General features: G+C 73.0%; 24 protein-coding genes and 1 tRNA gene. 9 read left to right on the top strand and 16 right to left on the bottom strand.

Annotation, left to right across the window (positions count from 1 at the left end):
• The first annotated feature begins 61 nt into the window (after nucleotides 1-61).
• A complete protein-coding gene (locus F8R89_RS30645) occupies nucleotides 62-802 on the top strand; it encodes a class I SAM-dependent DNA methyltransferase (RefSeq protein ID WP_151786994.1) in 741 nt (246 codons plus the stop codon).
• 1 nt (nucleotide 803) lies between these two features.
• Here F8R89_RS30645 and F8R89_RS30640 read toward each other — a convergent pair whose 3' ends face one another.
• The 9 genes from F8R89_RS30640 to F8R89_RS30600 all read right to left on the bottom strand — a co-directional run bounded on the left by F8R89_RS30640 (nucleotide 804) and on the right by F8R89_RS30600 (nucleotide 9300).
• A complete protein-coding gene (locus F8R89_RS30640) occupies nucleotides 804-1262 on the bottom strand; it encodes an RrF2 family transcriptional regulator (protein WP_062739843.1) in 459 nt (152 codons plus the stop codon).
• A gap of 71 nt (nucleotides 1263-1333) precedes the next feature.
• Nucleotides 1334-2596, bottom strand: a complete 1263-nt coding sequence (locus F8R89_RS30635) for an acyl-CoA dehydrogenase family protein (RefSeq protein ID WP_151786993.1) — start codon at nucleotides 2594-2596, stop codon at nucleotides 1334-1336.
• A gap of 90 nt (nucleotides 2597-2686) precedes the next feature.
• Nucleotides 2687-3841 carry an LLM class flavin-dependent oxidoreductase gene (locus tag F8R89_RS30630; protein ID WP_225994541.1) on the bottom strand — a complete coding sequence of 385 codons (1155 nt, stop codon included), beginning with the start codon at nucleotides 3839-3841 and terminating at the stop codon, nucleotides 2687-2689.
• Between the two features lie 53 nt (nucleotides 3842-3894).
• Nucleotides 3895-4452, bottom strand: a complete 558-nt coding sequence (gene ssuE, locus F8R89_RS30625; protein ID WP_151786992.1) for an NADPH-dependent FMN reductase — start codon at nucleotides 4450-4452, stop codon at nucleotides 3895-3897.
• 77 nt (nucleotides 4453-4529) lie between these two features.
• Nucleotides 4530-5807 carry a sulfite oxidase gene (locus tag F8R89_RS30620; protein WP_151786991.1) on the bottom strand — a complete coding sequence of 426 codons (1278 nt, stop codon included), beginning with the start codon at nucleotides 5805-5807 and terminating at the stop codon, nucleotides 4530-4532.
• A gap of 63 nt (nucleotides 5808-5870) precedes the next feature.
• Complete coding sequence (locus tag F8R89_RS30615) at nucleotides 5871-6635, bottom strand: amino acid ABC transporter ATP-binding protein (RefSeq protein WP_151786990.1); 765 nt, start codon at nucleotides 6633-6635, stop codon at nucleotides 5871-5873.
• 30 nt (nucleotides 6636-6665) lie between these two features.
• Nucleotides 6666-7616 carry an ABC transporter substrate-binding protein gene (locus tag F8R89_RS30610; protein WP_151786989.1) on the bottom strand — a complete coding sequence of 317 codons (951 nt, stop codon included), beginning with the start codon at nucleotides 7614-7616 and terminating at the stop codon, nucleotides 6666-6668.
• Nucleotides 7613-8176, bottom strand: a complete 564-nt coding sequence (locus F8R89_RS30605) for a GNAT family N-acetyltransferase (RefSeq protein WP_151786988.1) — start codon at nucleotides 8174-8176, stop codon at nucleotides 7613-7615. Before F8R89_RS30605 ends, F8R89_RS30610 begins: the two co-directional genes overlap by 4 nt.
• A complete protein-coding gene (locus F8R89_RS30600) occupies nucleotides 8173-9300 on the bottom strand; it encodes an LLM class flavin-dependent oxidoreductase (RefSeq protein WP_151786987.1) in 1128 nt (375 codons plus the stop codon). The genes F8R89_RS30605 and F8R89_RS30600 overlap by 4 nt, the downstream gene beginning before the upstream one ends.
• 561 nt (nucleotides 9301-9861) lie before the next feature.
• On the opposite strand from F8R89_RS30600, the gene F8R89_RS30595 reads away from it, so the two are divergent.
• From F8R89_RS30595 to F8R89_RS30575, 5 genes are all read left to right on the top strand, one after another.
• The gene (locus F8R89_RS30595) at nucleotides 9862-10869 is read left to right on the top strand and encodes an amino acid ABC transporter permease (RefSeq protein WP_151786986.1); all 1008 of its coding nucleotides are present in this window, start codon (nucleotides 9862-9864) and stop codon (nucleotides 10867-10869) included.
• Nucleotides 10866-12842: an FAD/NAD(P)-binding protein gene (locus tag F8R89_RS30590; protein WP_151786985.1), complete on the top strand. Its 1977-nt coding sequence runs from the start codon at nucleotides 10866-10868 to the stop codon at nucleotides 12840-12842. Before F8R89_RS30595 ends, F8R89_RS30590 begins: the two co-directional genes overlap by 4 nt.
• A 322-nt stretch (nucleotides 12843-13164) precedes the next feature.
• Nucleotides 13165-14274: an ABC transporter substrate-binding protein gene (locus F8R89_RS30585; RefSeq protein WP_151786984.1), complete on the top strand. Its 1110-nt coding sequence runs from the start codon at nucleotides 13165-13167 to the stop codon at nucleotides 14272-14274.
• 41 nt (nucleotides 14275-14315) lie between these two features.
• Nucleotides 14316-15113, top strand: coding sequence for an ABC transporter ATP-binding protein (locus tag F8R89_RS30580; protein ID WP_151786983.1), 798 nt, complete (start codon nucleotides 14316-14318; stop codon nucleotides 15111-15113).
• Entirely contained in the window at nucleotides 15100-16011 is a 912-nt protein-coding gene (locus F8R89_RS30575; protein WP_151786982.1) for an ABC transporter permease, read from the top strand. Before F8R89_RS30580 ends, F8R89_RS30575 begins: the two co-directional genes overlap by 14 nt.
• A 24-nt stretch (nucleotides 16012-16035) precedes the next feature.
• On the opposite strand, the gene glpK is transcribed toward F8R89_RS30575, so the two are convergent.
• Complete coding sequence (gene glpK, locus F8R89_RS30570) at nucleotides 16036-17550, bottom strand: glycerol kinase GlpK (RefSeq protein WP_151786981.1); 1515 nt, start codon at nucleotides 17548-17550, stop codon at nucleotides 16036-16038.
• A 37-nt stretch (nucleotides 17551-17587) separates the two neighbouring features.
• Nucleotides 17588-18355 carry an IclR family transcriptional regulator gene (locus F8R89_RS30565; protein WP_151786980.1) on the bottom strand — a complete coding sequence of 256 codons (768 nt, stop codon included), beginning with the start codon at nucleotides 18353-18355 and terminating at the stop codon, nucleotides 17588-17590.
• Between the two features lie 146 nt (nucleotides 18356-18501).
• Between F8R89_RS30565 and F8R89_RS30560 the strand changes: the two genes are divergently transcribed.
• Nucleotides 18502-18924 carry an ATP-binding protein gene (locus F8R89_RS30560; RefSeq protein ID WP_151786979.1) on the top strand — a complete coding sequence of 141 codons (423 nt, stop codon included), beginning with the start codon at nucleotides 18502-18504 and terminating at the stop codon, nucleotides 18922-18924.
• Between the two features lie 111 nt (nucleotides 18925-19035).
• On the opposite strand, the gene F8R89_RS30555 is transcribed toward F8R89_RS30560, so the two are convergent.
• The 3 genes from F8R89_RS30555 to F8R89_RS30545 all read right to left on the bottom strand — a co-directional run bounded on the left by F8R89_RS30555 (nucleotide 19036) and on the right by F8R89_RS30545 (nucleotide 19849).
• The gene (locus F8R89_RS30555; protein WP_151786978.1) at nucleotides 19036-19317 is read right to left on the bottom strand and encodes a hypothetical protein; all 282 of its coding nucleotides are present in this window, start codon (nucleotides 19315-19317) and stop codon (nucleotides 19036-19038) included.
• A 164-nt stretch (nucleotides 19318-19481) separates the two neighbouring features.
• A tRNA-Pro gene (locus tag F8R89_RS30550) sits at nucleotides 19482-19555 on the bottom strand.
• A gap of 42 nt (nucleotides 19556-19597) precedes the next feature.
• Complete coding sequence (locus F8R89_RS30545; protein ID WP_151786977.1) at nucleotides 19598-19849, bottom strand: hypothetical protein; 252 nt, start codon at nucleotides 19847-19849, stop codon at nucleotides 19598-19600.
• Nucleotides 19850-20098: 249 nt separating this feature from the next.
• Here F8R89_RS30545 and F8R89_RS30540 point away from each other — a divergent pair, with 249 nt between their 5' ends.
• Nucleotides 20099-20443 (top strand): cupin domain-containing protein, encoded by a 345-nt coding sequence (locus tag F8R89_RS30540; RefSeq protein WP_151786976.1) that lies wholly within the window; start codon nucleotides 20099-20101, stop codon nucleotides 20441-20443.
• Here F8R89_RS30540 and F8R89_RS30535 read toward each other — a convergent pair.
• Entirely contained in the window at nucleotides 20433-21437 is a 1005-nt protein-coding gene (locus F8R89_RS30535) for a LacI family DNA-binding transcriptional regulator (RefSeq protein ID WP_151786975.1), read from the bottom strand. The two genes, F8R89_RS30540 and F8R89_RS30535, sit on opposite strands and share 11 nt — an antisense overlap.
• Before the next feature lie 133 nt (nucleotides 21438-21570).
• On the opposite strand from F8R89_RS30535, the gene F8R89_RS30530 reads away from it, so the two are divergent.
• Nucleotides 21571-22731 (top strand): Gfo/Idh/MocA family protein, encoded by a 1161-nt coding sequence (locus F8R89_RS30530; protein WP_151786974.1) that lies wholly within the window; start codon nucleotides 21571-21573, stop codon nucleotides 22729-22731.
• 77 nt (nucleotides 22732-22808) lie between these two features.
• Here F8R89_RS30530 and F8R89_RS30525 read toward each other — a convergent pair whose 3' ends face one another.
• On the bottom strand, nucleotides 22809-23420 hold the full coding sequence (locus F8R89_RS30525; RefSeq protein WP_192806276.1) for a TMEM175 family protein: 612 nt from the start codon (nucleotides 23418-23420) through the stop codon (nucleotides 22809-22811).
• Nucleotides 23421-23471: the final 51 nt, after the last annotated feature.

Here is a 23471-nt window from a genome sequence, read left to right as displayed (position 1 = left end):
GCCCGCTCCCCCCTGGAAAACCGTGTGCCCTGCGGCGGTGGCCGGCAGTACCGTGCCCGCCGTGATCGATGACGACGGATACTTCGGAGAGCCCATCGCGGCCCGCTACGACACCACGTCGGCGGACATGTTCCGTCCGGAGGCGGTGGACCCGGCGGTCGGCCTGCTGGCGGAGCTGGCCGGCGACGGCGCGGCGCTGGAACTCGGCGTCGGCACCGGCCGGATCGCCCTGCCTCTCTCGGCGCGGGGCGTGCCCGTGCACGGCGTCGACATGTCCCGGGCGATGGTGGCGCGGCTGCGGGCCAAGCCCGGCGGCGACGCGGTGGGGGTGACGATCGGGGACTTCGCGACGACCCGGGTGCCGGGCGATTTCGCCGTCGCCTACCTCGTGTACAACACCATCAACAATCTGACGACGCAGGACGCGCAGGTCGACTGCTTCGTGAACGTGGCCGCGCATCTGCGTCCGGGCGGCTGCTTCGTCGTCGAGGTGGGCGTGCCCGAGCTGCGGCTGCTGCCGCCGGGACAGAACGCGGTGCCGTTCCGCATCAGCGACTCCGGCTGGGCGTTCGACGTCCTCGACCCCGCCACGCAGGCCATGAGCTCGAACTACGTGACGATCGTCGACGGCCGGGCGGAGCACCGCTCCATCCCCTTCCGGTACGTCTGGCCGGCGGAGCTGGACCTGATGGCACGGATCGCCGGGCTCCGGCTGCGGGACCGGTGGGAGGACTGGAACCGGACGCCGTTCACAGGCGAGAGCCGCACCCACGTGTCGGTCTGGGAGAAGCCGGCCGCGTGAGCTACGGGTTGGTCCACGCCTCCGGGTCGTCCGCGAGGTGCAGGACGTCGTCGGGGAGCTTCGCCGCGGCCACGTCGGCCAGGGTGACCTCGCCGAGGATCTTGCGGACGTTGGCGCGGACGGCGATCCACAGCGGCAGGAGCGATTCGGCGGGGCCGATGTAGGAGAGGTCGGGCGGGCGGACGCCGCGCACGGAGACCAGGGGGCCGTCCGCCACCCGGATGACCTCGGCGATGGCGATGGCGTCCGCCGGGCGGGCGAGCCGGTAGCCGCCCTTGCCGCCGCGCTGGCTGACGACGAGGCCGCCGCGGCGCATGTCGCCGAGGATGCCCTCGAGGAACTTGTGCGGGATGCCCTGGGCGTCGGCGATCGCCTCGGCCTTCAGGGAGGTGTCGTCGCCGGCCGCGGCCAGCTCCAGCGCCGCCCGCACCGCATAGTCCGCCCTGGCCGAGATCCGCATGCGCTGATTATCCCTCACGCGCTTCCCGCGCTCACCCACCGGTCCGGGGTGCCGTGAGCGGGGGCGGGAGGTCAGGCCGGCAGGTGGAACGGCGGGTGGGCGCCGTTGAGGAAGTAGTCCCCGATCTCGCGCAGCCGGTGGGCGACCGGCTCGCGCAGGGTGTGGGTGCGGGTGTCCCGCCAGAACCGGTCGAGGCCGTGCCGGGTGAACGCGGCGGGGGCGCCGATCGTCTCCAGGGCGCGACTGGTGATGTCCTGCGCGGCCCGGGAGGCCGCGGCCTCGGCGGCGCCGGCGAGGACGGCGATCTCCGCGCACTCCTCGTCGTCGAGGTCCTCGCCCCGGTCGAGGCCGCCGACCAGGGCGTCCACCGCCTGGTCGGCGAGGGCGGACGCGGCCCGCGCGGCGACCGTGAGCTCGCCGTAGGCGGCGAGCGCGTACGGGTCCTGGGGCGGGCCGCCCGGCCATGGCTGGGCCGAGAAGGGCTGCCAGGGCGTCCGGACGACCCGTCCGTGCTCCCGGACCTCGCCGAGCAGCCCTTCGGCGACGCCGAGACAGAACTGGGCGGAGACCAGGCGGGCGGCCGGCACGGACAGGCCGGCGAACGGCGACAGCGCCCCGTCGTCCGGGGAGAGCGACCCGAGGATGTCGTCCGCCCCGACGGGGACCGCGTCGAAGCCGACGCCGCCGCCCGCGGCGAGCCGCTGCCCGAAGGTGTCCCCGGCGCCCGCGCCGAGCACGCCGGGGTGGGCGGGGTCGACCAGGACGGCGACCGGTTCACCGGTGCCGGGCACGGCGGCGCGGACGACCAGCCGGTCGGCGACGCCGACTCCGGTGTCGTAGCGCTGGTGGCCGTCCAGCAGATGCCCGTGCGTGGCCGGGGTGAGCATCAGCGGGGGTTCCTGGGAGGCGATGCCGCCGCCCCAGCACCACTGCCCGTCCGCGAAGGCCCGCTCGATCCGGGCGGCCCGCTCGGGTCCGCCGAAGAAGCGGGCGGTGGAGGACAGGAAGTAGTGGTTGCCGAGGAGCCGGCCGATGGCCCCGTCGGCGGCGGAGACGGTCCGTACGACGGCGTACGCCGTGCGCCAGTCCGCTCCCCCGCCCCCGAGCGCGGCCGGGACGAGCAGGGTCAGCAGCCCCGACTCGCGCAGCCGGGCCACCTCGTCGTGCGGCGCCTTGCCCGCCTGCTCGCGCTCGGCCACGTCGGTGGCGAGGTCGTCGGCGAGGTCGCGAGCGATGTGCCGCCAGCCGGCGGGGGCCGGAGCCGGGGCCGGCGCGGAGGCGTCCCGCCCGGCGTGGCCGGACACGGCGGCCGGGTCCGGTGGGGCGATCGTCATGGCGTCATCCTCACTCGCTCCACGGACCAGGGTCAACACTTCCCTAGTAATTCGATAGGAATTCTAGGGAACGTGTCTCGATCCCGTCGCTCACCGCCCGGCGAAGGGGACTTGGGCGGCCGGCGCGGCGGCCGGGGTGCCGTGGAACGGGTGCGTCCACAGCCCGCGCGCCGCCAGCCGCGGCAGCACGTTCTCCCCGAACCAGTACGCCTCCTCCAGGTGCGGGTAGCCGGAGAGCACGAACTCGTCGATGCCGAGCCGGTGGTACTCCTCGATCCGCTCGACGACCTCGTCGTGACTGCCGACCAGCGCGGTGCCGGCGCCGCCCCGCACCAGCCCGATGCCCGCCCACAGGTTGGGGTGGATCTCCAGGCCGTCCGCACGGCCGCCGTGCAGGGCGAGCATCCGCCGCTGCCCCTCGGACTCGCTGCGGGCCAGCCCCGCCTGCACGGCCCGGACGGTCTCCGTGTCGAAGCCGTCGAGCAGCCGCCGTGCCTCGGCCCACGCCTGTTCGGCGGTGTCCCGGGTGATGACGTGCAGCCGGATGCCGAAGCGCGGCTCACGGCCCTGCGCGCGGGCCAGTCCCCGCACCCAGGCGATCTTCTCCGCGACGGCGGCGGGCGGTTCACCCCAGGTGAGGTAGACGTCCGCGTGCCGGGCGGCGACCTCCCCGGCGAGGGGCGAGGAACCGCCGAAGTACACCTCGGGCACCGGGTCCGGTACCCGCGCCAGCCTCGCGTCCTCGACCTGGAGGTGCTCGCCGACCAGGTCGACGCTCCTGCCCTCCCACAACTCCCGGACGATCTGCAGGAATTCGCCGGTACGGCGGTAGCGGTCGTCCTTGTCGAGGAAGTCACCGTAGGCGCGCTGCTCCTGGCTCTCGCCGCCGGTGACCACGTTGAGCAGGAGCCGGCCGCCGGTGTGCCGCTGGAAGGTGGACGCCATCTGCGCGGCGAGTGTCGGGGAGACGGCACCGGGCCGGAACGCGACCAGGAACTTCAGGCGTTCGGTGTGCCGGCTGACCATGGCGGTGGTCAGCCAGGCGTCCTCGCACCAGGCCCCCGTGGGGGTGAGGGCGCCGGTGAAGCCCAGGTCCTCGGCGGCGCCCGCGATCCGGCTGAGATAGGCGACGGACGGCGGCCGGTCGCGGCCCGAGGCCGTGGCGGGGCTGCCGTGGCCGCCGCCGACGACATGGCGGCTGTCGCCGTTGGTGGGCAGGAACCAGTGGAAGGTCAGGGGCGGCACGGGTTCTCCGTTCGGGGTGGGCAGGGCGGGCGGGGCGGCGGGTGGAGAGGTGGTCAGCCGGTGGCCGCCAGCACCACGGGGCGTCCGCCGAGTGCGAGCGAGAACTGGTCGGTGACCTGGGCCAGGGCCTCGGCGGAGGCCGGGGCGACGGTGAGCGTGCCGTCGTCGGCCGCGGTGATGTCCTTGTCGAGGGTGAACCAGCCGGGGGTGATGTGGGCGGGACCCATGGAGTTGAGGACGGGGCGCAGGGCGTAGTCGATCGCCAGCACATGTGCGGTGGTGCCACCGGTGGCGAGCGGGAGGACGGTCTTGCCCGCGAGGGCGTACTGCGGGAGCAGGTCCAGCAGGGCCTTCAGCAGACCGGAGTAGGCGGCCTTGTAGACGGGGGTGCCGATGACGACGCCGTCGGCCCGCTCGAACAGGGCGGTGGCCTCGACGATCGCCGGGTGCGCGAAGTCGGCGTGCAGCAGCGCCTCGGCGGGCAGGGTGCGCACGTCGAGCGGGATCACCTCGTGCCCCTGGGCCCGCAGCCGGTCGTCGAGCAGGCGCAGCAGCCGGGCGGTGCGGGAGGTGGCGGAGGGACTGCCGGAGACGGACAGGACGGTGGCCATGAGCGGACCTTTCGGAGGCGGGGCGGGTGTGCGGTCGGCGGTCCCGGGCCGGACGCGCCGGTCCGGGGCCGGGGCGGTCAGATCACGGTCACCGGGTGGCGCACCACGGCGTCGAACAGATAGCCCTGGGTGTTGGGCACGGACACGTCGGGCTGGCGCCGGCCGGCGGTGTCGGTGGCGCGGGCCAGCAGGTGGGTGGCGCCGCGGCCGGTGGGCCGCCAGGGGACGGACCAGCGGGTCCAGGTGCCGGCGCGGGGCCGGTCGTGGAGGTCGGCCCGCCGCCAGGTCGCCCCGCCGTCGGTGCTGACGTCGACGCGTGCCACGCCGTCGGCGCCCGACCAGGACCGGCCGTGCAGGACATGGCCGCGTCCGGCGGCGAAGGTGGCGCCGGACGCCAGCTCGAACGCGCTCTTCAGGGTCTGCCGGGTCAGCGGGGCGCTGCCCTGTGGCGGGTGGGCGGGCCCGAACAGCCGGTAGAAGGTGGTGTTCCAGGGCGAGTACAGCGGCTGCGCGGACACCTCGATGTCGCCGACCCACTTGATGGAGGCGATGCCCACCCAGGAGGGCACGAGGACCCGCACCGGATACCCGTGGTCGTGGGGCAGCGGCTCGCCGTTCATCTCGTAGGCGAGGAGGACGTCGTCGAGGGCCTTGGCGAGCGGCAGCGGCCGGCGGACCCGGCCGAGGCTCTCGCCTTCGCTGACGTACTCGGCGTCCAGGCCGCGCGGCTGCACGTCGACCGCGTGCCGGGACAGTCCGGCGCGGCGCAGGACGTCGGCGAGGCGGACCCCGCGCCAGCGGGCGACGCCGATCGCGCCGAGGGTCCAGGCGGTGCCGCTCACCGTCTCGCCCTGCTGGGTCGTGTAGTGGCTGCGGCCGTTGCCGGCGCACTCCACGAACGCGGTGCGGGTGACGGACGGCAGGGCGCGCAGGTCGTCGTAGCCGAACTCCACGGGCCGGTCCTCGGCGGGGGCGCCGCGCAGTCCGCCGCCCCACAGCCGCAGCCGCCAGTCGGCGGCGTCCAGGACGGGGGTGGCGGTGTGGTTGCGGACGAAGAACCGCTCGTTGGGGGTGTGGTGGCCGGTGCCGCGCAGCGCCTCCCAGCGGGTCTCGGCGTTGGTGCCGCGCTGGATGAACCACTCGGGCGGCAGCGGTTTGACGATGGGTCCGGCGGCGTGGGCGGTGCGCGGCGCGGGCAGGGTGGTCGCGGCGGCGGTGGCGGCGAGCAGGGTGAGCATGCGGCGCCTGCTGACGCCGTCCGCTCTGGCGTCACCGGCCAGCCACTGGCGCAGTCTGCGGCGGTCGTAGGCGGCCTCGTCGAGCCGGGCGGCGGGGGCGGTGCCGGGCGGGATCATGGCGGTCCTCCTCGAAAGGGCGCGAAGGGGCGCGAGGGGGTGCGAAGGGGCGGGGCGCACGGGTCAGAGGACCTTGGACAGGAAGGCCCGGGTGCGTTCCTGCCGGGGCGCGTCGAGGACGGCGGCGGGGGGCCCTTGTTCCACGACGAGTCCGTCGTCCATGAACACCACGGTGTCGGCGACCTCGCGGGCGAAGCCGATCTCATGGGTGACGACGACCATCGTGGTGCCCGTGCCGGCCAGGTCCTTGATGACGTCGAGGACCTCGCCGACGAGTTCCGGGTCGAGCGCGGAGGTCGGTTCGTCGAAGAGCAGCACCTTGGGTTCCAGGGCGAGCGCGCGGGCGATCGCCACGCGCTGCTGCTGTCCGCCGGAGAGCTGCCGGGGGTAGGCGCCGGCCTTGTCGGCGAGGCCGACCCGGTCGAGGAGCCGGCGGGCCGTCGCGACGGCCGTGGCCGGGGGTACGCGCCGCGCGGAGACGGGGGCCTCGACGAGGTTGTCCAGGACGGTCAGATGCGGGAACAGGTTGAAGTTCTGGAAGACGAACCCGATGCGGGTGCGCTGCCGCAGGACGTCCTTCTCCTTCAGTTCGTGCAGCTTGTCGCCGACGCGGCGGTGGCCGACGAGTTCGCCGTCGACGCTGATCCAGCCCCGGTCGACCTTCTCCAGGTGGTTGATGGTGCGCAGCAGCGTCGACTTGCCGGAGCCGGACGGGCCGAGGATCACGGTGACCTCGCCCTCCCGGACCCGCAGGTCGATCCCGCGCAGCACGTCCAGCGGACCGAAGCTCTTGTGGACGTGGTGGACATCGATCATGACGTCGCTCATGGGTCCTCCTCCCCTGTCCCCGTGGGCCGGTCAGGTGTGTTCGGGCGGGTTGATGCGCGACGCGTCGATCGCGGAGGCGGTGGTGCCCCACTTGGCGAGGATGCGCCGGTAGGTGCCGTCCTCGATGAGCCGGTCGACGGCGGCGCGGAACGCCTTGGTGAGCGGGGAGCCCTTCTTGAAGGCGAAGCCCACGTCGAGGCGGTGGTATTCGCCGAGGAAGCGGGTGTGGGAGGCGGGCTGGGCCGCCTGGTACCGCAGTCCGTTGATGGTGGACATGATGACGTCGATCCGGCCCTGCTGGAGCGCGGTGAGGGTCGCGGCGTTCTCCGAGTAGACCTTCACGTCGTACGGCTTCTTGCCGGCCTTGGCGCACACGTCCTTCTGGGCGGTGAGGGTGGCCTCGAAGGTGGTGCCGGCGCCGGTGCCGATGGTTAGCCCGCACAGCTGGGTCAGGTCGGTGACCTTCTTGATGCCGTCGTTGTCGTCCTTCACGGCGAAGCCCTGGCCGTCGTTGATGTAGGTGACGAAGTCGATCGTCTTCAGGCGTTCGGTCGTGACCCCGAAGTTGCCGGTGCCGACGTCGTACTTGCCGCTGCCGAGGGCGGGCAGGATCGTCTCGAAGGAGGCGTCCTGCCGCTCCAGCTTCAGGCCGAGGATCTTGGCGACGGCGTCGGCGAGGTCGATGTCCTGTCCCGCGGGCGCCTTGTCGGTGCCGTTCGGGTAGTACGCGCCGGGCGGGAAGCCTATGGAGCTGCCGATCTTGAGGGTGCCGGCCTTGCGGACGTCCGGGGGCAGCAGGGCGGCGACGGAGTCCACCTCGCGGACGGCGGCGACCGGGTCGTCGGTGGGCGCGGGCGAGCCCTGGGCGCCCACGGCCGCCGCGCCGGTGTCGCCGGAGCCGCAGGCCGTCAGCGCGAACAGGGGCAGCAGGGCGAGGGCGGCGGTGGCGCGCAGCCGTGTGCCGAGGGGGCGGAGTGTCACTGGTCCTGGGCCTTTCCGGGGTGTTCCGGCGCGGTGGGGTGTTCCTCGAAGGGCGCGGTGAGGTGTTCCTCGAAGGGCGCGGTGAGGTGCTTCTCGAAGGGCAGCGGGCCGATGGTCTCCGGGTCGGCCCGGGTGTCGAACAGCGGTGTGTAGCCGGTGGCGAGGTAGAGGCCGCGGGCCTCGGGCTGGCGGGGTCCGGTGGTCAGAAAGACCCGGCGGTACCCGCGCTCGCCCGCCTCGCGTTCCAGTTCGGCGACGACCCGGCGGGCGAGGCCGCGGCGGCGGTGCGCGGAGTGCGTCCAGATCCGTTTCAGCTCGGCCGTGGTGGCGTCGTAGCGGCGGAAGGCACCTCCGGCGACGGGTTCGCCGCGTTCGAGGAGCAGCAGGAGCAGGCCGCCGTGGGCGGGGGTGAACTCCTCGTCGGGGTAGCGGGAGATCTCGGCGTGCGCGTCCTTGCCGTAGCGCGTGGAGTACTCGTGGGCGAGTTCGCTCAGCAGGGGTCCGACGCGCGGGTCGGAGACGGGTACGTGGACGACGGTCAGTTCGGGGGCGGAGGTCATCCGGTCACCGCCGTGAGGGTGCGGGGTCCGCGGGCGGTGCGCTCGGCGTCGCGCTTGGCGACCTCCTCGCGGACGATCGGGATGACGTACCGGCCGAAGTCGATGGCGTCGTCGAGCAGGTCGTAGCCGCGGGCGGAGAGGATGTCGACGCCGAGGTCGTAGTAGTCGAGGAGGGCCTGCGCGACCGTCTCGGGCGTGCCGACCAGGGCGTTGGAGTTGCCCGCTCCCCCGGTGGCGGCGGCGGTCGGGGTCCACAGGGCGCGGTCGTAGCGCTCGCCGGCCTCGGCGATGGCGACGAGCCGCTGGGAGCCGGTGTTCTCGGGTGCCTCGCCGCGGTGGTGGCGGACGACTCCGGACGCGCGGCGCTCGCGGATGGCGCCGACGGTGCGGTGCGCCTTCTCCCAGGCGAGTTCCTCGGTGGGCGCGATGATCGGGCGGAAGGCGACCTGGAGGCGGGGGACGTCGGTGCGGCCCGCGGCCTTCGCGGCGGCCTTGACGTGCTCGATCTGCTCGGCGGTCTTCGCGAGGGGCTCGCCCCACAGGCAGTAGATGTCGGCCTCGGCGCCGCCGGCCGCGTACGCCGCCGGGGACGAGCCGCCGAAGGAGACGCCGGGGCGGGGCTGCTGGACGGGGAAGACGTCGCTGACGAAGTCGTGGAAGCGGTAGTGCTCGCCCTCGTGGTCGAAGGGGTCGCGGGTGGTCCAGATCTTCTTGACGATCCGGATGTACTCGCGGGTGCGGGCGTACCGCTCGTCCTTGGTGAGGGTGTCGCCCTCGCGGCCCTGCTCGTGGTCGTTGCCGCCGGTGATGAAGTGGACGGTGAGCCGGCCCTCGCTGATCTGGTCGAGGGTGGCGAACGTCTTGGCGGCGAAGGTCGGGTAGGAGACGTTGGGCCGGTGGGCGAGGAGGATCTGCAGACGCTCCAGGCGGCTCGCGATGAAGGCGGCGGCGGGCGCGGGGTCGGGCGACCCCGACCCGTAGGCGAACAGCACCCGGTCCCAGCCGTGCTCCTCGTGGGCGCGGGCGAGCCGGAGTGTGTAGTCCTTGTCGAACGCGGGGCCGGAGCGCGGTGTGGTTTCGGATCCGTCGTGGGTGGCGGCGATGCCGAGGAACTCCACGGGCATGGCGAGGGTGCCTTTCAGCGTGGGCGGCGGCCTGCGGGCATGCGGAACTGCCCTGCGGCGGCGCGCGGGTGAGGAGCCGTCAGATGGCGGCGGGGGTACGGGCGTGACGACGACGGACGTCGGTTCAGGAGGAGCTGCGGCAGCGCGCGTGAGAGAAGAGCTCGGCCCGCGACGGGGTCACCGAGGGAGGGAAGGGCCGGTCAGGCGGCCCGCTGCCGTGTCAGGCGCAACACGCCGCGGACCACACCCGACCGAAGTCGATGTGATCGCGCGTGACCAAGCGCTGCTGGGCAGTCATGGGGACCATTGAGCAGTACATCGTCCGGCCCGTCAAGCAGCGCCCGTATGCCGGACCGGGCCGGGCCCGTGCGTCGCCGCCCTGTTGACAGGGCGACGTCAGGGGCACATACGATCGACGGCGGACCGGCTGTGCGCTGTGCGGCAGCCTCTCCGGCCGCGTTGAGGGACGCGGCGAGCGTGACGACACCGGACGACCCCGGCACCCCGTGCGTGCCGCGGGGTCACCCACGCCCGCGTTCCCTCCTCCCGGAGAGCCCTCCCATGGTCACCTCGCCCGATGTCTCGTCCCTGCCCGTCACCAAGAGTCCCGGCGCGTCCGGTCCTCCACCGGGTGCCGAACCCCGGATCGTGCCGCGCCGGCACCCCGGCCGGTGGCTGACCGCCGCGGTCGCCCTGCTGCTGTTCGCGATGGTGGTGAACTCCGTCGTCCGCAACGAGGCCTTCCAATGGGGCGTGGTGGGGCGGTACTTCACCACGACCGCCGTGCTCGACGGTCTGCTGCTGTCGCTGTGGCTGACCGCCGCGGTCATGGTGCTGGGCTTTCTGCTCGGGACCGTGCTCGCCGTGATGCGGCTGTCGGCGAACCCGGTGCTGCGCACGCTGAGCTGGGGCTATGTGTGGATCTTCCGGTCCACGCCGCTGCTGGTGCAGCTGCTGTTCTGGTTCAACATCGGCGCGCTCTACCCGACGCTCGGCCTCGGCATCCCCTTCGGCCCGCAGTTCGTCACCGTGAAGACGGTCAACCTGCTCGGTCCCACGCTCACCGCCGTGATCGGCCTGACCCTGCACGAGTCCGCGTACGCGGCGGAGGTGGTGCGTGGCGGCATCCTGTCCGTGGACGCCGGGCAGACGGAGGCCGCGCAGGCGCTCGGGCTGAGCCGGGGCCGTACGCTGCGGCGGATCGTCGTCCCGCAGGCGATGCGTTCGATCGTGCCGACCGCCGGGAACATGCTGATCGGCACCTTGAAGGGCACCAGCATCGTCAGTGTGCTCGCCGTGCACGACCTGCTGTACTCGGTGCAGTTGATCTACAACCAGACGTACCAGATCATCCCGCTGCTCATGGTCGCCACGCTGTGGTACATCGCCGTCACGACGGTGCTCAGCGCCGGGCAGTTCTACGTCGAGCGGTACTACGCGCGCGGCAACTCCCGCGCTCTGCCGCCCACTCCGCTGCGGCGGGCGCGGGACCAGCTGCTCGTGCTGCGGCGCCGGCTGGGCGCGGCGGCCGCGTCCGACGCCCGTCCCGTGATCGGCGGTGACCGATGAGCGCGGACGCCTCCCCGCCGGTCCTGGTCGTCGTCGGCGCGGGGCCCCGCGCGACGGGACTGCTGGAGCGCATCGCCGCCAACGCGAGCGAACTGTGGGGCGGGGACGACCGGTTGCACGTCCATCTGATCGACCCGCACCCGCCGGGGCCGGGTCGTATCTGGCGCCAGGAGCAGTCCGCGCTGCTGCGGATGAACTCCATGGCGGAGGACGTCACCATGTTCACCGACGAGTCCTCCACCATCGAAGGGCCCGTGCGGCCGGGGCCCTCGCTCGCCGAGTGGGCCGCCCAGTTCTCCGGGCGGGGCCCGCGCCACGCGCCGTACGCCGAGCCCGCCGACCCGGACGTGCTGGCCGAGCTGAGGGAGCTGGCCGGCTCCGACTTCCCCACCCGGCGGGCCCAAAGCGCTTACCTGGACTGGGTGTTCCGCCGGGTGCTGACCGAACTGCCGCCGGGGATCACCGTCGAGTGGCACCGGACGACCGCGACCGCCGTCACCGGCCCGCCCGACGGGCCGCAGGAGGTGCGACTGGCCGGCCGCGCCGACCCGCTCGTCGCCGACCTGGTGGTGCTGGCGCAGGGCCACCTCGGCGCGGCACCGGACGCCGGGCACCGCGCGCACGTGGACTTCGCGCGCCGGCACGGGCTGTTCCATCTGCCGCCCGCGTTCTCCTCGGACGCCGACCTGTCCGCACTGCGGCCCGGCGAGGACGTGATCCTGCGCGGTTTCGGCCTGGCGTTCGTGGACCTGGTCTCGCTGCTCACCGAGGGCCGCGGGGGCGTCTTCCGCACCGGGGCCGACGGCACGCTCACCTATGTGCCGTCCGGCCGTGAGCCGGTCCTGCACGTCGGGTCGCGGCGCGGGGTGCCGTACCACTCGAAGACGCGCTACCGGCTCCAGGGTCCCCGGCCGCCGCTGCCCCGGCACTTCGGGCCCAAGGCCGTCGACGCGCTGCTCGCCCGGGGCCGCCCGCTGGAGCTGCGGCGCGACGTGTGGCCGCTGATGGCGAAGGAGATCGGGTTCGGCCACTACCACGAGCTGTTCCACGCCCACCCCGAGCGCACGGCGCTGCCCTGGACGGAGTTCTCCGCCGCGTACGACGAACTGGGTTGGTACGACGACGCCATGACCGCTCTCGTCGCACGGGCCGTGCCCGATCCCGCGGACCGGCTGGACTTCGAGGCGCTGGACCGCCCCCTGGACGGTCTGGCGTTCCCGACGGCCGAGGCGTTCCAGGAGCATCTGCGCGGCCATGTGGCCGCCGATGTCGCCCGCCGCGAGGACCCGGCGTTCAGCGCCGACCTCGGCGCGTTCTACGCCCTGCTGTCGGTGTACGGGCAGTTGCCGCGCCTGGTGGCCGCCGGACGGCTGACCGCGCGGTCCCTCGCCACGGAGCTGGACGGCTGGTGGCACGGGTTCTTCAGCTTCCTGGCCTCCGGGCCGCCCGGCTTCCGGCTGCGGCAGCTGCTGGCCCTCTCGCGGGCCGGGATCGTCCGCTTCCTGGGCGCGGGCGTCTCGGTCGGCACGGACGAGGAGACCGGCACGTTCACGGCGTCCAGTCCCACGGTGCCCGGTCATGTCGTGCACGCGAGCGCTCTGATCGAGGCGTATCTGCCGGGCCCCAGTCTGGAGCGGACCGAGGACGGGCTGCTGCGCGGGCTGTACCGGGCGGGCGCGCTGACCGAGGAGGTCGTCTCCGACGCCGGGCACCGGCACCGCTCGGGCCTGCTGGCGGTCGTCCCGGCGGACGGGCACGTCCTCGACCCGTCCCTGGGCGGCCCGCACCCGCGCCGGATCGCGCTGGGCGCCCCGACCAACAGCCGTGCCGTCGCCGCGTTCGCCCGCCCCCGCACGGACGCGCCCGGTTTCCGGCAGAACGACGCCGTCGCACGCGCCCTTCTGCGCGCCCTGCGCGCCGCCCCCGCGACCTGCGGTATCTCGGATGGCGAGAAGGAAGTGTCCATCATATGAAAAGCCTCTTGGGGTAGCGCCCACCTTCTGCCACGATCCCCATCAACCAGGTAGGAAAACTATGGATCTGCGGGGTGGGGTGGCCATGGGTGCGCGTGACCACGCAGACCTGTGCCGTCTGCTGCTGACCTCGCGTCGGCACATCGACTTCGCCCGCACGTCCAGCGCCATCTGTCGGGGCCGCTGACGCCCGCGCGGGACCTGTCCGCACCGATCCTGGGTCACCCCCGCCGGCACCGTCCGTGCCCGGCGCTCCGCCGCGGCGCGCATCTGCGCGCGCCGCCGCCCTTTCCTGCTCACTCATCCCTGAGAGGACACCTCCGTGTCTGCCGCTCGCCCGCTCACCGCCCTGCGCACCGTCGCCGTCCTCGCGGCGCTCCCCCTGCTGCTGACCGCCTGCGGCTACGGCGCCGACTCCTCCGACGACGACGGCAAGAAGGCCGAGGTCGCGGCGGGCGCCAAGAAGCTCTCCACCGACACGGTGAAGATCGGCTACTTCCCCAACCTCACGCACGCCACCGCCCTGGTCGGCGTCCAGGAGGGCCTGCTCCAGAAGGAGCTCGGCGGCACGAAGATCGCGCCGTCGACCTTCAACGCCGGCCCGTCCGAGATCGAGGCGCTCAACTCCGGCTCCATCGACATCGGCTGGATCGGCCCCTCCCCCTCCATCAACGGCTACACCAAGGCGCAGGGCAAGAACCTGCGGATCGTCTCCGGCTCGGCCTCCGGCGGCGTCAAGCTCGTCGTGAACCCGAAGAAGATCAAGTCCCTGAAGGACGTCAAGGGCAAGAAGATCGCCACCCCGCAGCTGGGCAACACCCAGGACGTGGCGCTGCTCAACTGGATCTCCGAGCAGGGCTGGAAGGTCGACGCCGAGAGCGGCAAGGGTGACGTGTCCGTCGTCCGCACCGACAACAAGATCACCCCGGACGCCTACAAGTCGGGTTCGATCGACGGGGCGTGGGTGCCCGAGCCGACCGCGTCCAAGCTGGTCGCCGACGGCGCCAAGGTGCTCCTGGACGAGTCCGACCTGTGGCCCGACAAGAAGTTCGTGATCACGAACATCATCGTGTCGCAGAGCTTCCTGAAGGAGCACCCGGACGTCGTCGAGGCCGTGCTGCGCGGTTCGGTGAAGACCAACGAGTGGATCAACGCCAACCCGGACCAGGCCAAGGCGTCCGCGAACAAGGCGCTGGAGACCCTGTCCGGCAAGGCCCTGCCCGCGAACGTGCTCGACCCGGCGTGGAAGTCGATCCAGTTCCTGGACGACCCGCTGGCGGCGACCCTCGACACCCAGGCCGAGCACTCGGTGGTGTCCGGTCTCCTGGACGAGACCGACCTCAAGGGCATCTACGACCTCCGTCCGCTGAACAAGGTCCTGAAGGCCGAGGGCAAGGACGCGGTCGACGACGCCGGTCTCGGCGTCAAGTAACCGCGTAACCGCATCCGTTCAGTCCCCAGGAGGTGACGACCATGGCCACCACGACGGCCACGACCGAGAAGGTCGCCGAGGACGCCGCGCCGGCGCCCCGGGCCACCCGGATCGAGCACGTCTCGAAGTCCTTCGCCGGCCCGGGCGGGCAGCAGCTCGTCCTCGACGACATCACCCTCGACGTCGCCCCCGGCGAGTTCGTCACCCTCCTGGGGGCTTCCGGCTGCGGCAAGTCCACCCTGCTCAACCTGGTCGCCGGGCTCGACCGGCCCAGCGCGGGCACCATCACCACCGACGGCCGCCCCGCCCTCATGTTCCAGGAACACGCCCTGTTCCCCTGGCTGACGGCGGGCAAGAACATCGAACTCGCCCTGAAACTCCGGGGCGTGGGCAAGGCCCAGCGGCGCGAGCGCGCCGAGGAACTGCTCGAACTCGTCCGTCTCAAGGGCGCGTACGGCAAGCGGGTGCACGAGCTGTCCGGCGGCATGCGCCAGCGCGTCGCCATGGCCCGGGCGCTCGCCCAGGACAGCCGGCTGCTGCTGATGGACGAGCCCTTCGCCGCCCTCGACGCCATCACCCGGGACGTGCTCCACGACGAACTGACCCGTATCTGGCGGGAGACCGGCGTGTCCGTCCTGTTCGTGACACACAACGTCCGCGAGGCCGTGAAGCTCGCCCAGCGGGTCGTCCTGCTGTCCTCACGCCCGGGCCGCGTCGCCCGGGAGTGGACCGTCGGCATCCCGCAGCCCCGCCGCCTCGAGGACACCGCGGTGGCCGAACTGTCCGCCGAGATCACCGAAGAACTGCGTGGGGAGATCCGCCGCCATGGCCGGCACTGACAACGGAGTCGACACCGAGGTCGACACCCGCAAGAGCGGCACCGAGGACCTGGCCGGGCTGGAGGCCGGGCTCGACGCCCTGGACTCGGTGCAGGTCCGCCGCACCCCGCTGCGCGAGACCCTGATCCGCAAGGTGCTGCCGCCGGTGACGGCGGTGGTGCTGGTGCTGGCGGTGTGGCAGGTGCTCGTCTGGGCGGAGGTCGTCCCCGCCTACAAGCTGCCCTCGCCGTCCGAGGTGTGGGGCGAGGTGCGCGACGCCTGGCTCAAGGGCACCCTGCTCGACTACATCTGGACATCGGTCTCGCGCGGTCTGCTCGGCTTCCTGCTGGCGCTCGCGATCGGCACCCCGCTCGGCCTGCTGGTCGCCCGGGTGCGGTTCGTGCGCGCGGCGATCGGCCCGATCCTGTCCGGGCTGCAGTCGCTGCCGTCGGTGGCCTGGGTGCCGCCCGCCGTGCTCTGGCTGGGCCTGAACAACTCGATGATGTACGCCGTGATCCTGCTGGGCGCGGTGCCCTCGATCGCCAACGGGCTCGTCGCCGGCATCGACCAGATCCCGCCGCTGTTCCTGCGGGCCGGGCGCACCCTGGGCGCCACCGGGCTGCGCGAGGCGCGGCACGTGGTGATGCCGGCCGCGCTGCCGGGTTACCTCGCCGGTCTGAAGCAGGGCTGGGCGTTCTCCTGGCGGTCGCTGATGGCCGCGGAGATCATCGCCTCCTCCCCCGACCTGGGCGTGGGCCTCGGCCAGCTCCTGGAGAACGGCCGCAACAACAGCAGCATGTCCCAAGTGTTCCTGGCGATCTTCCTGATCCTGCTCGTCGGGATCGCCATCGACCTGCTGATCTTCAGCCCGCTGGAGCGCCGGGTGCTGCGCGGCCGGGGCCTGCTGGTCAGCCGCTGACGACGGGGCGCGCGTCCCTCGGGCTCACGGGTGCCGGGGGGCGCGGACCCAGCCGAGCGACCGTTCGACGGCACGCTGCCAGGACTCGTACTCCCACTCCCGCCGCTGGGCGTCCATGTCGGGCAGCCACTGCGCGGCCCGGTGCCAGTTGCGGCGCAGCACCGCCAGGTCCGGCCAGTACCCGGCGGCGAGCCCGGCCGCGTAGGCGGCGCCCAGCGACACCGTCTCGGCGACCAGCGGGCGTACGACGGGGACGTCGAGGACGTCGGCGAGGATCTGCATGAGCAGGTGGTCGGAGGTCATGCCGCCGTCGACCTTGAGCTGTCTCAGGGCGAGGTCGGAGTCGGCGTTCATGGCGTCCACGACCTCGCGGGTCTGCCAGCCGGTGGCCTCCAGGACGGCCCGGGCGAGATGCCCCTTGGTGATGTACGAGGTGAGGCCGACGATGACGCCGCGGGCGTCGCTGCGCCAGTGCGGGGCGAACAGGCCGGAGAACGCGGGCACGATGTAGCAGCCGCCGTTGTCCTCGACCGTGCGGGCGAGCGTCTCGATCTCGGGGGCGCTGTGGATGAGGCCCAGCCGGTCGCGGAACCACTGCACCAGGGAGCCGGTGACCGCGATGGGGCCCTCCAGCGCGTACACGGTCGGCTGTTCGTCGATCTTGTACGCGACCGTGGTGAGCAGCCCGTGCTCGGAGCGCACGAGGTCGGTGCCGGTGTTCATGACCAGGAAGCTGCCGGTCCCGTACGTGCACTTCGCCTCGCCCGGCGCGAAGCAGGTCTGGCCGAACAGGGCCGCCTGCTGGTCGCCGAGGGCGGCCGTGATGGGGACGCCGGGCAGCACGGCGCGGGCCTCGCCGTAGCGCTCGGCGGAGGAGCGGATCTCGGGGAGCATGCCGGGCGGCACCCCGAAGAAGTCCATGAGCGCCGGGTCCCAGGTGAGCGTCCGGATGTCCATGAGCATGGTGCGGCTGGCGTTGGTGGCGTCGGTGATGTGCAGTCCCCCGTCCGGGCCGCCGGTGAGGTTCCAGATCAGCCAGCTCTCGATGGTGCCGAACAGCACCTCGCCGTCCCGGGCGCGCCGCTCCAGTCCGTCGACATGGTCGAACAGCCAGCGGATGCGGGGCGCGGAGAAGTAGGTGGACGGGGGCAGCAGGCAGTGGTCGAGGAAGAAGTCGTCGCCGGGGTCCCGGCGCAGCTCCTCGACGAACGGGGCGGTGCGGGTGTCCTGCCAGACGATCGCCCGGCCCAGCGGGACGCCGGTGCGCGGGTCCCACAGGACCGTCGTCTCACGCTGGTTGGCGATCCCGATGGCGGAGATCTGGTCCGGTGCCACCTGGGCGTTGGCCAGGGCCTCGGGGACGACGCGCTGGAGGTTGCGCCAGATCTCGACGGCGTCGTGCTCGACCCAGCCGGGCTGCGGGAAGAACTGCTGGTGCTCGCGCTGGGCGACGGACACCAGGCGTCCTCCGTGGTCGAACAGGATGCACCGGGTGGAGGTGGTGCCCTGGTCGATGGACATCACATACCGCTCCACCATGATCGGCCCTCCTTCCGGTGTGTCGTGGGCTGCCCGCCTACCAGCGGGCCGCGCCGAGGTCCCTGGAGATCGCGCGTGCCGCCTCGCGCAGCACGGTGATCAGCGCCGGCTGGGGCCGGCCTTTCGTGTCGCAGATCCGCTCGACGGCGCCGGACACGCCGATCGCTCCCACGACGAGCCCTCCCTGGCCCCGGATGGGGGCGGCGATCCCGGCCTCGCCCATGCTCATCTCCTGCACCTCGGCGCCCCACCCCAGGTCCCGTATCTCGGCGAGCGCGCGGTGCAGGTCGGCGAAGTGGACGAGGGTGTGCCGGGTGTAGGCCTCCGGGATGTCCTCGAGGAGCGGTTCGACGGGGGCCGCGCCGAAGGCCAGCAGGACCTTGCCGAGGGAGGAGGCGTGCAGCGGGAGCAGCGCGCCGACGTCCAGGGTCTGCAGGGTGTCGTCGGGCCGGAAGACATGGTGGATGACGAGCACCCTGCCCTCCAGGGGGGTGCCGAGCCGGACGGCCTCGCCGCTGCGGGCGGCGAGGGCGTCGGCCCAGTTGATCGAACGGGACCGCAGTTCGTTGACGTCGAGGTAGCTGGTACCGAGGTGCAGCAGGGCCGCCCCGAGCTGGTACTTGCCGGTCGCCGGGTCCTGTTCGACGAAGTCGACGTGCTGCAGGGTGCGCAGGATGCCGTGGGCGGTGCCCTTGGCGAGGCCCAGGGAGGAGGCGACCTCGCCGAGGCCGAGCCGCCGGGAGCCGCCGGCGAGCAGTCGGAGGATCGCCGCGGCCCGCTCGATGGACTGGACGGGGCCGGCCATGACACAAGCCTAGTCCGATTTACCCCTTTAGGGACTCTCGTTCGGTAATGCCGACCCGGGTTCGTTGACCGGCTTGGTCTGTCTTCCTACCGTTTCTCCTCCGGGCCCGGCCTTCCACCGGCAGGGCTCCCCCAGGAGGAGGACCGATGATCACTGCGCAGCTCCGTGCCGCGCCTCAGGGGGAAGTCGAGCACCTGTTCAGCCTGCCGCACGCACCGGAGGCGGCGGGCGGCGTACGCCGCCGGGTGCGCGGCGTGCTGGCCGAGTGGAACCTGACGGCGGAGGCCGCGGCGGACGTCCTGCTGGTGGTCTCCGAGCTGGTCACGAACGCCATCGTGCACGCCCTGCCGCCCGCGACCCTGCGGGTCTCCCGCGACCGGGGCGAGACGTGCGCGGCGGTCCGCGTCGAGGTGACCGACACCGGCCCCGCCGCCTCCCCATCCGCCGTCGACCCGGACGAACACGGCCGGGGCCTGGAGATCGTCAGCACCCTGTCCGAGCGCTGCGGGGTCCGGGTGCAGCCGGGCGGAACGTGCCGGTGGGCGGAGCTGCGGGTGGGGGAGGTCTGACGACGCGCCTCCGGTGCGCCTTCCCGGCCGGAGCACCGGCTAGGTGACATCGACGGCGGCCAGCACGGGGCCGGCGAACGCCAGGATGTACTGCGTCGCGACGGCTCCGCGTCACGCCGCGGGGCTCACCGCGGCGTCGGGCAGGCACAGCGCCAGAAGTCCCGCGATCGCGGACAGGCCCATCGACCACCGGGCCACACCCACCAGGGGCCCGCTTGTTCCGGCGCCGCTGTACGCCTGATCGAGCACGATGACGAGGAACGCCCCGTAGGCGAAGGCGAGCAGCAGGAGGCCGATGCCGGCGAACACGCGCACTGCCCGCGTGGACGGTGCGAACGGATCGGTCGCCGGCGCCTCGGGGGCGGAGGCGGAATGCGGGTCGGGTGCGGTCACGACCACCATCCTGGCCCCCGCACGCCCCCCGGCCATCGCCCCGCATACTCATGCGCGGAGCGAGTACGTACTCAGAGGTCCCCTGAGCACTCGGAAAAGATCAAAGGCCTCGGCTCACCTGAGTGAGCCGAGGCCCTTGTCTGCGACGATGGAGAAGACTCCCGTCGGGACGACAGGATTTGAACCTGCGACCCCTTGACCCCCAGTCAAGTGCGCTACCAAGCTGCGCCACGTCCCGGTGCCCGTCACACGGCGAACCGTGTGATCACGCAGGTCAACCCTACCTCATGGGCGGCGCCGCCCCGACGGGCGTCTCGGCCGGGGTCACGGCCGTATCCCGGTCGGCCATGGGGTGCGCGGGTCGGCGCGCCGGACCCCGGGCCGCCCCGCCGCTCTGCCCCCGTCCCGGACTCCAGGACATGCCCCCGACGAACCCGGCCAGCAACACGGTCACCAGCGCGACCACCCACCACGGCAGGCCCGCCGTCGCCGCGAAAGCGACCACCGCCATCAGCGCGAGAAGTGCCACCACGTCCCGCTCCCCCCTTCACCCCATACCTCATGAGCCCCCTGCATCACGGGAGCAGCCACGCGTCACAGCGGGCATATGACGCAACAATACGCGAGACCGTCGTACGACCCACTTCGGACCATCCGTACATATGACAGGACGGTTCATATGACGGGCTGCCCGACGGAGACGGAGTGTCCGTCCACCCCCTCCGCCACCCCACACTGTGTCCAGACCGGACGGCGACCGCCCCGGGCTAGGGTCGGCCGCATGACGCACAGCTTCGCTCTCCACATCCCCGACGCCGAGCTCGAACCCGAGCCCCTGGCCCCGGAGCAGATCGTCTCCGGGACGCCCGAGGTGACCGGCAAGGTGGTGTGGGAGTCCGCCGACGGACGTCAGGTGCGGGGCATCTGGCAGATCACGCCGGGCGTGGTCACCGACACCGAGGCCGACGAACTCTTCGTGGTGATCAGTGGTTCGGCGACCGTCGAGGTCGAGGGCGGCCCGACGCTGAAGGTGGGGCCGGGCGACATGGCCGTGCTGCGCGAGGGCGACCGTACGACGTGGACCGTGCACGAGACGCTGCGGAAGGCGTACGCGATCAATCTGTGAGCGGGCGGCCCGTCGTGCCCCGGATCTCCAGCGCGGGCGCGGCGAGCCGGACCCCGCCCGCTCCCCCGGTGCCGGCGAACCGGTCCAGCAGGCACCGGGCGGCACGCCGGCCGACCTCGTAGCCGGCGTTGTCGACGGTGGTCAGCCAGACGTGCCGCAGCCGGGCGATGCTGGTGTTGTCGTAGCCGACGACCGACAGGTCGTGCGGCACCCGCAGCCCCGACTCCTCGGCCGCCGACAGGGCACCGATGGCGCAGATGTCGTTGACCGCGAACACGGCCGTCGGCCGCCGCGCGCCGCTCAGCAGCCGGACCGTCGCCCGGTAGCCGCCCTCCTCGGTCATGTCGCCGCTCTCGACGAGCGCCCCGTCCGCCAGGCCGTGCTCGCGCATCACCGTCTCGAAGCTGCGCCGCCGCAGCTCGCCGACCGCCCCGTAGCCCGCGATGTGCGCGATGCGCCGGTGGCCGAGGCCGATGAGGTGCTCGGTGACGAGGCGGGCGCCGCGCTCGTCGTCGTTGGCGACCACGTCCACCCCGGCGGGCGCCGGTTCGCGCGCGCCGGCGACCACCACCGGCAGCCGCTCGGCCGCCTCGGCGAGCGCCGCCGGGTCGGGCAGGGTGCCGACCACGACCAGCCCGTCCACGCGCAGGTCCAGCAGGGGGCCCGCGGGGTCCTGGCCGGTACGGCGGTTGAGGCGGGCGTCGGCAAGGAGCATGTGCAGGCCGTTGTCGTGCAGCAGGGAGTTCAGGCCGTCGAGGAGGTCGACGAACCAGGGGTTGCGCAGGTCGTTCAGCAGGACGCCGACCGTGCGCGTGCGCTGTTCGCTGAGGCTGCGCGCCGCGGCGTTGGGCCGGTAGCCCAGCTCGCGCACGGCGCGCAGGACGGCCTCGCGCTTCTCGGGGCGCACCTGCTCGGAGCCCCGCAGCACCAGCGAGACCAGCGACTTCGAGACGCCGGCGCGGTCGGCCACGTCACGGATGGTCGGCTGTCTCATGGGTATGGACCGTTCCATGCGCTCAGGGCGCTTGTCAAAGGCAGGTGGCGTGCGGGACGGGGGTTGACACCGGTCGCGGCGGCGACCCAAGGTGGCCCGGACAGAAAATGGACCGGTCCAATGAGGGGCTGCAATGGTGGACACGCTCGGCGTCGCCGTCGTCGGATTCGGCTGGATGGGGCGCGTGCACACGCAGGCGTACGCCCGCCTCACGCACCACTACCCGGACCTGCCGCTGCGCCCGGAGCTGGTGACCGTCGCCGAGGAGGTGCCCGGCCGGGCCGAGGAGGCCGCCGCGCGCTACGGGTTCGCCTCGGCGACCCGGGACTGGCGCGAGGTCGCCGCCGACCCGCGTGTCCGAGCGGTCAGCGTCACGGCGCCGAACTTCCTGCACCGGGAGATCGGTGTGGCGATGGCCGAGGCCGGCAAGCACCTGTGGATCGAGAAGCCGGTCGGGCTGACCGCCGGGGACGCCCGGGCCGTGGCCGACGCGGCCGCGCGGGCCGGCGTGCGCTCCGCCGTCGGCTTCAACTACCGCAACGCGCCCGCCGTCGAGACCGCCCGCGACCTCATCGCGTCCGGTGACCTCGGCACCGTGACCCATGTGCGCATCCGTCTGTTCAGCGACTACGCCGCCCACCCGCAGGGTGCCCTGACCTGGCGTTACGAGCGTGAGCGCGGCGGCAGCGGAGTGCTGGGCGACCTCGCCTCGCACGGCGTGGACCTCGCGCGCTTCCTCCTCGGCGACATCGCCGCGCTGACCGCCGACACCGCGATCTTCGTCCCCGAGCGGGCTCGGCCGACCGCCGCCACCGCCGGGCACACCCTCGCGACCGGCGAGCTCGGTCCGGTCGAGAACGAGGACTACGTCTCCTGCCTGCTGCGGTTCGCCTCCGGGGCGCGCGGTGTGCTGGAGGCCTGCCGGGTCTCGGTGGGCGAGCAGAACAACTACGGCTTCGAGGTGCACGGCACCCGGGGCACGGTGTCCTGGGACTTCCGCCGGATGGGCGAGCTGAGGGTCGGCCGCGGCACCGCCTACCAGGACCAGCCGGTCGCCACCGTCCATGTGGGCCCCGGCGACGGGGAGTTCGGCGCCTTCCAGCCGGGCGCGGCGAACGCGATGGGCTACGACGACCTCAAGGTCGTCGAGGCGTACCGGTTCCTGCGGTCGATCGCCGAGGACACGCCCTACGGCGCCACGCTGGACGACGCGGTGCGCAGCGCGGCCGTCCTGGACGCGATGGTGCGCTCGGCGGCCGACGGCACGTGGGTGGACGTGGCGGCGCAGGGCTGAGGGCGCCCGCGTCAACGCATCCGCTGCCCCCGTCAGCGCGCCCGCTGCCCGCTTCAACGCACCCGCTGCCCCCGTCGTCAGCGCGCCCGCTGCGCGCGCCGGCCGATGGCCACCTTGAACGGGGCCATGACCAGCCAGAGCCACATGGCGGCCTGGCCGTACGCCAGGGCGAGGGGCACGCTGGCGGCGAACACCACCACCGTGACCGCGAGGTCGACGGCGAAGAGCCGGAAGCCCTCCGGCGGTCCCGCCGGGCCGCGCAGCCAGGAGCGCCGGGCCAGCAGGAGGACCACCGCGAGGTCGGCGGCGCCCAGCGCGGCGACCGTCGCCGCGTACGCGGCGACCGACTCGGGCTCCCTGCCGTACTCGGCGAGGAGCTTGGTGGGGAAGGGCAGCAGGGCCGCGACGCCCAGTCCCAGGATGGACAGCGTGATCAGCTGCCCGTCGACCTGCCGGACGTAGCCGAAGATCCGCCGGTGCTCCCGCCAGAACGCGCCGAGCACCAGCACGCTCAGCGCGTACGCCCCGAAGTTCGGCAGGAGTTCGCGCAGGGCGTCGTCGTAGTCGGCCGGGTCGAGGTTCTGGGGGACGGAGAAGTCCAGGACCAGCAGGGTGAGGGCGATGGCGAACACGCCGTCGGCGAGGGCCACCAGCCGGTCCGGTTCGCCGTCCGGGATCGATTTCCACATGCGCACGACGGTAGGGAGCCGCGGCCGGCCCGGGCGGCGTACACGCCCGGG

Source organism: Streptomyces sp. SS1-1 (assembly GCF_008973465.1).
Lineage (GTDB): Bacteria > Actinomycetota > Actinomycetes > Streptomycetales > Streptomycetaceae > Streptomyces.
This window is presented reverse-complemented; position numbering and strand designations above follow the sequence as displayed.

What these genes read in the sequence shown, in the direction of transcription:
- F8R89_RS30640 (WP_062739843.1), bottom strand. Translation starts at nt 1,262, where the DNA reads ATGCGGATCTCGGCCAGGGCGGACTATGCGGTGCGGGCGGCGCTGGAG.
- F8R89_RS30635 (WP_151786993.1), bottom strand. Translation starts at nt 2,596, where the DNA reads ATGACGATCGCCCCACCGGACCCGGCCGCCGTGTCCGGCCACGCCGGG.
- ssuE (WP_151786992.1), bottom strand. Translation starts at nt 4,452, where the DNA reads ATGGCCACCGTCCTGTCCGTCTCCGGCAGTCCCTCCGCCACCTCCCGC.
- F8R89_RS30620 (WP_151786991.1), bottom strand. Translation starts at nt 5,807, where the DNA reads ATGATCCCGCCCGGCACCGCCCCCGCCGCCCGGCTCGACGAGGCCGCC.
- F8R89_RS30615 (WP_151786990.1), bottom strand. Translation starts at nt 6,635, where the DNA reads ATGAGCGACGTCATGATCGATGTCCACCACGTCCACAAGAGCTTCGGT.
- F8R89_RS30605 (WP_151786988.1), bottom strand. Translation starts at nt 8,176, where the DNA reads ATGACCTCCGCCCCCGAACTGACCGTCGTCCACGTACCCGTCTCCGAC.
- F8R89_RS30600 (WP_151786987.1), bottom strand. Translation starts at nt 9,300, where the DNA reads ATGCCCGTGGAGTTCCTCGGCATCGCCGCCACCCACGACGGATCCGAA.
- F8R89_RS30595 (WP_151786986.1), top strand. Translation starts at nt 9,862, where the DNA reads ATGGTCACCTCGCCCGATGTCTCGTCCCTGCCCGTCACCAAGAGTCCC.
- F8R89_RS30590 (WP_151786985.1), top strand. Translation starts at nt 10,866, where the DNA reads ATGAGCGCGGACGCCTCCCCGCCGGTCCTGGTCGTCGTCGGCGCGGGG.
- F8R89_RS30580 (WP_151786983.1), top strand. Translation starts at nt 14,316, where the DNA reads ATGGCCACCACGACGGCCACGACCGAGAAGGTCGCCGAGGACGCCGCG.
- F8R89_RS30575 (WP_151786982.1), top strand. Translation starts at nt 15,100, where the DNA reads ATGGCCGGCACTGACAACGGAGTCGACACCGAGGTCGACACCCGCAAG.
- glpK (WP_151786981.1), bottom strand. Translation starts at nt 17,550, where the DNA reads ATGGTGGAGCGGTATGTGATGTCCATCGACCAGGGCACCACCTCCACC.
- F8R89_RS30565 (WP_151786980.1), bottom strand. Translation starts at nt 18,355, where the DNA reads ATGGCCGGCCCCGTCCAGTCCATCGAGCGGGCCGCGGCGATCCTCCGA.
- F8R89_RS30560 (WP_151786979.1), top strand. Translation starts at nt 18,502, where the DNA reads ATGATCACTGCGCAGCTCCGTGCCGCGCCTCAGGGGGAAGTCGAGCAC.
- F8R89_RS30540 (WP_151786976.1), top strand. Translation starts at nt 20,099, where the DNA reads ATGACGCACAGCTTCGCTCTCCACATCCCCGACGCCGAGCTCGAACCC.
- F8R89_RS30535 (WP_151786975.1), bottom strand. Translation starts at nt 21,437, where the DNA reads ATGAGACAGCCGACCATCCGTGACGTGGCCGACCGCGCCGGCGTCTCG.
- F8R89_RS30530 (WP_151786974.1), top strand. Translation starts at nt 21,571, where the DNA reads ATGGTGGACACGCTCGGCGTCGCCGTCGTCGGATTCGGCTGGATGGGG.
- F8R89_RS30525 (WP_192806276.1), bottom strand. Translation starts at nt 23,420, where the DNA reads ATGTGGAAATCGATCCCGGACGGCGAACCGGACCGGCTGGTGGCCCTC.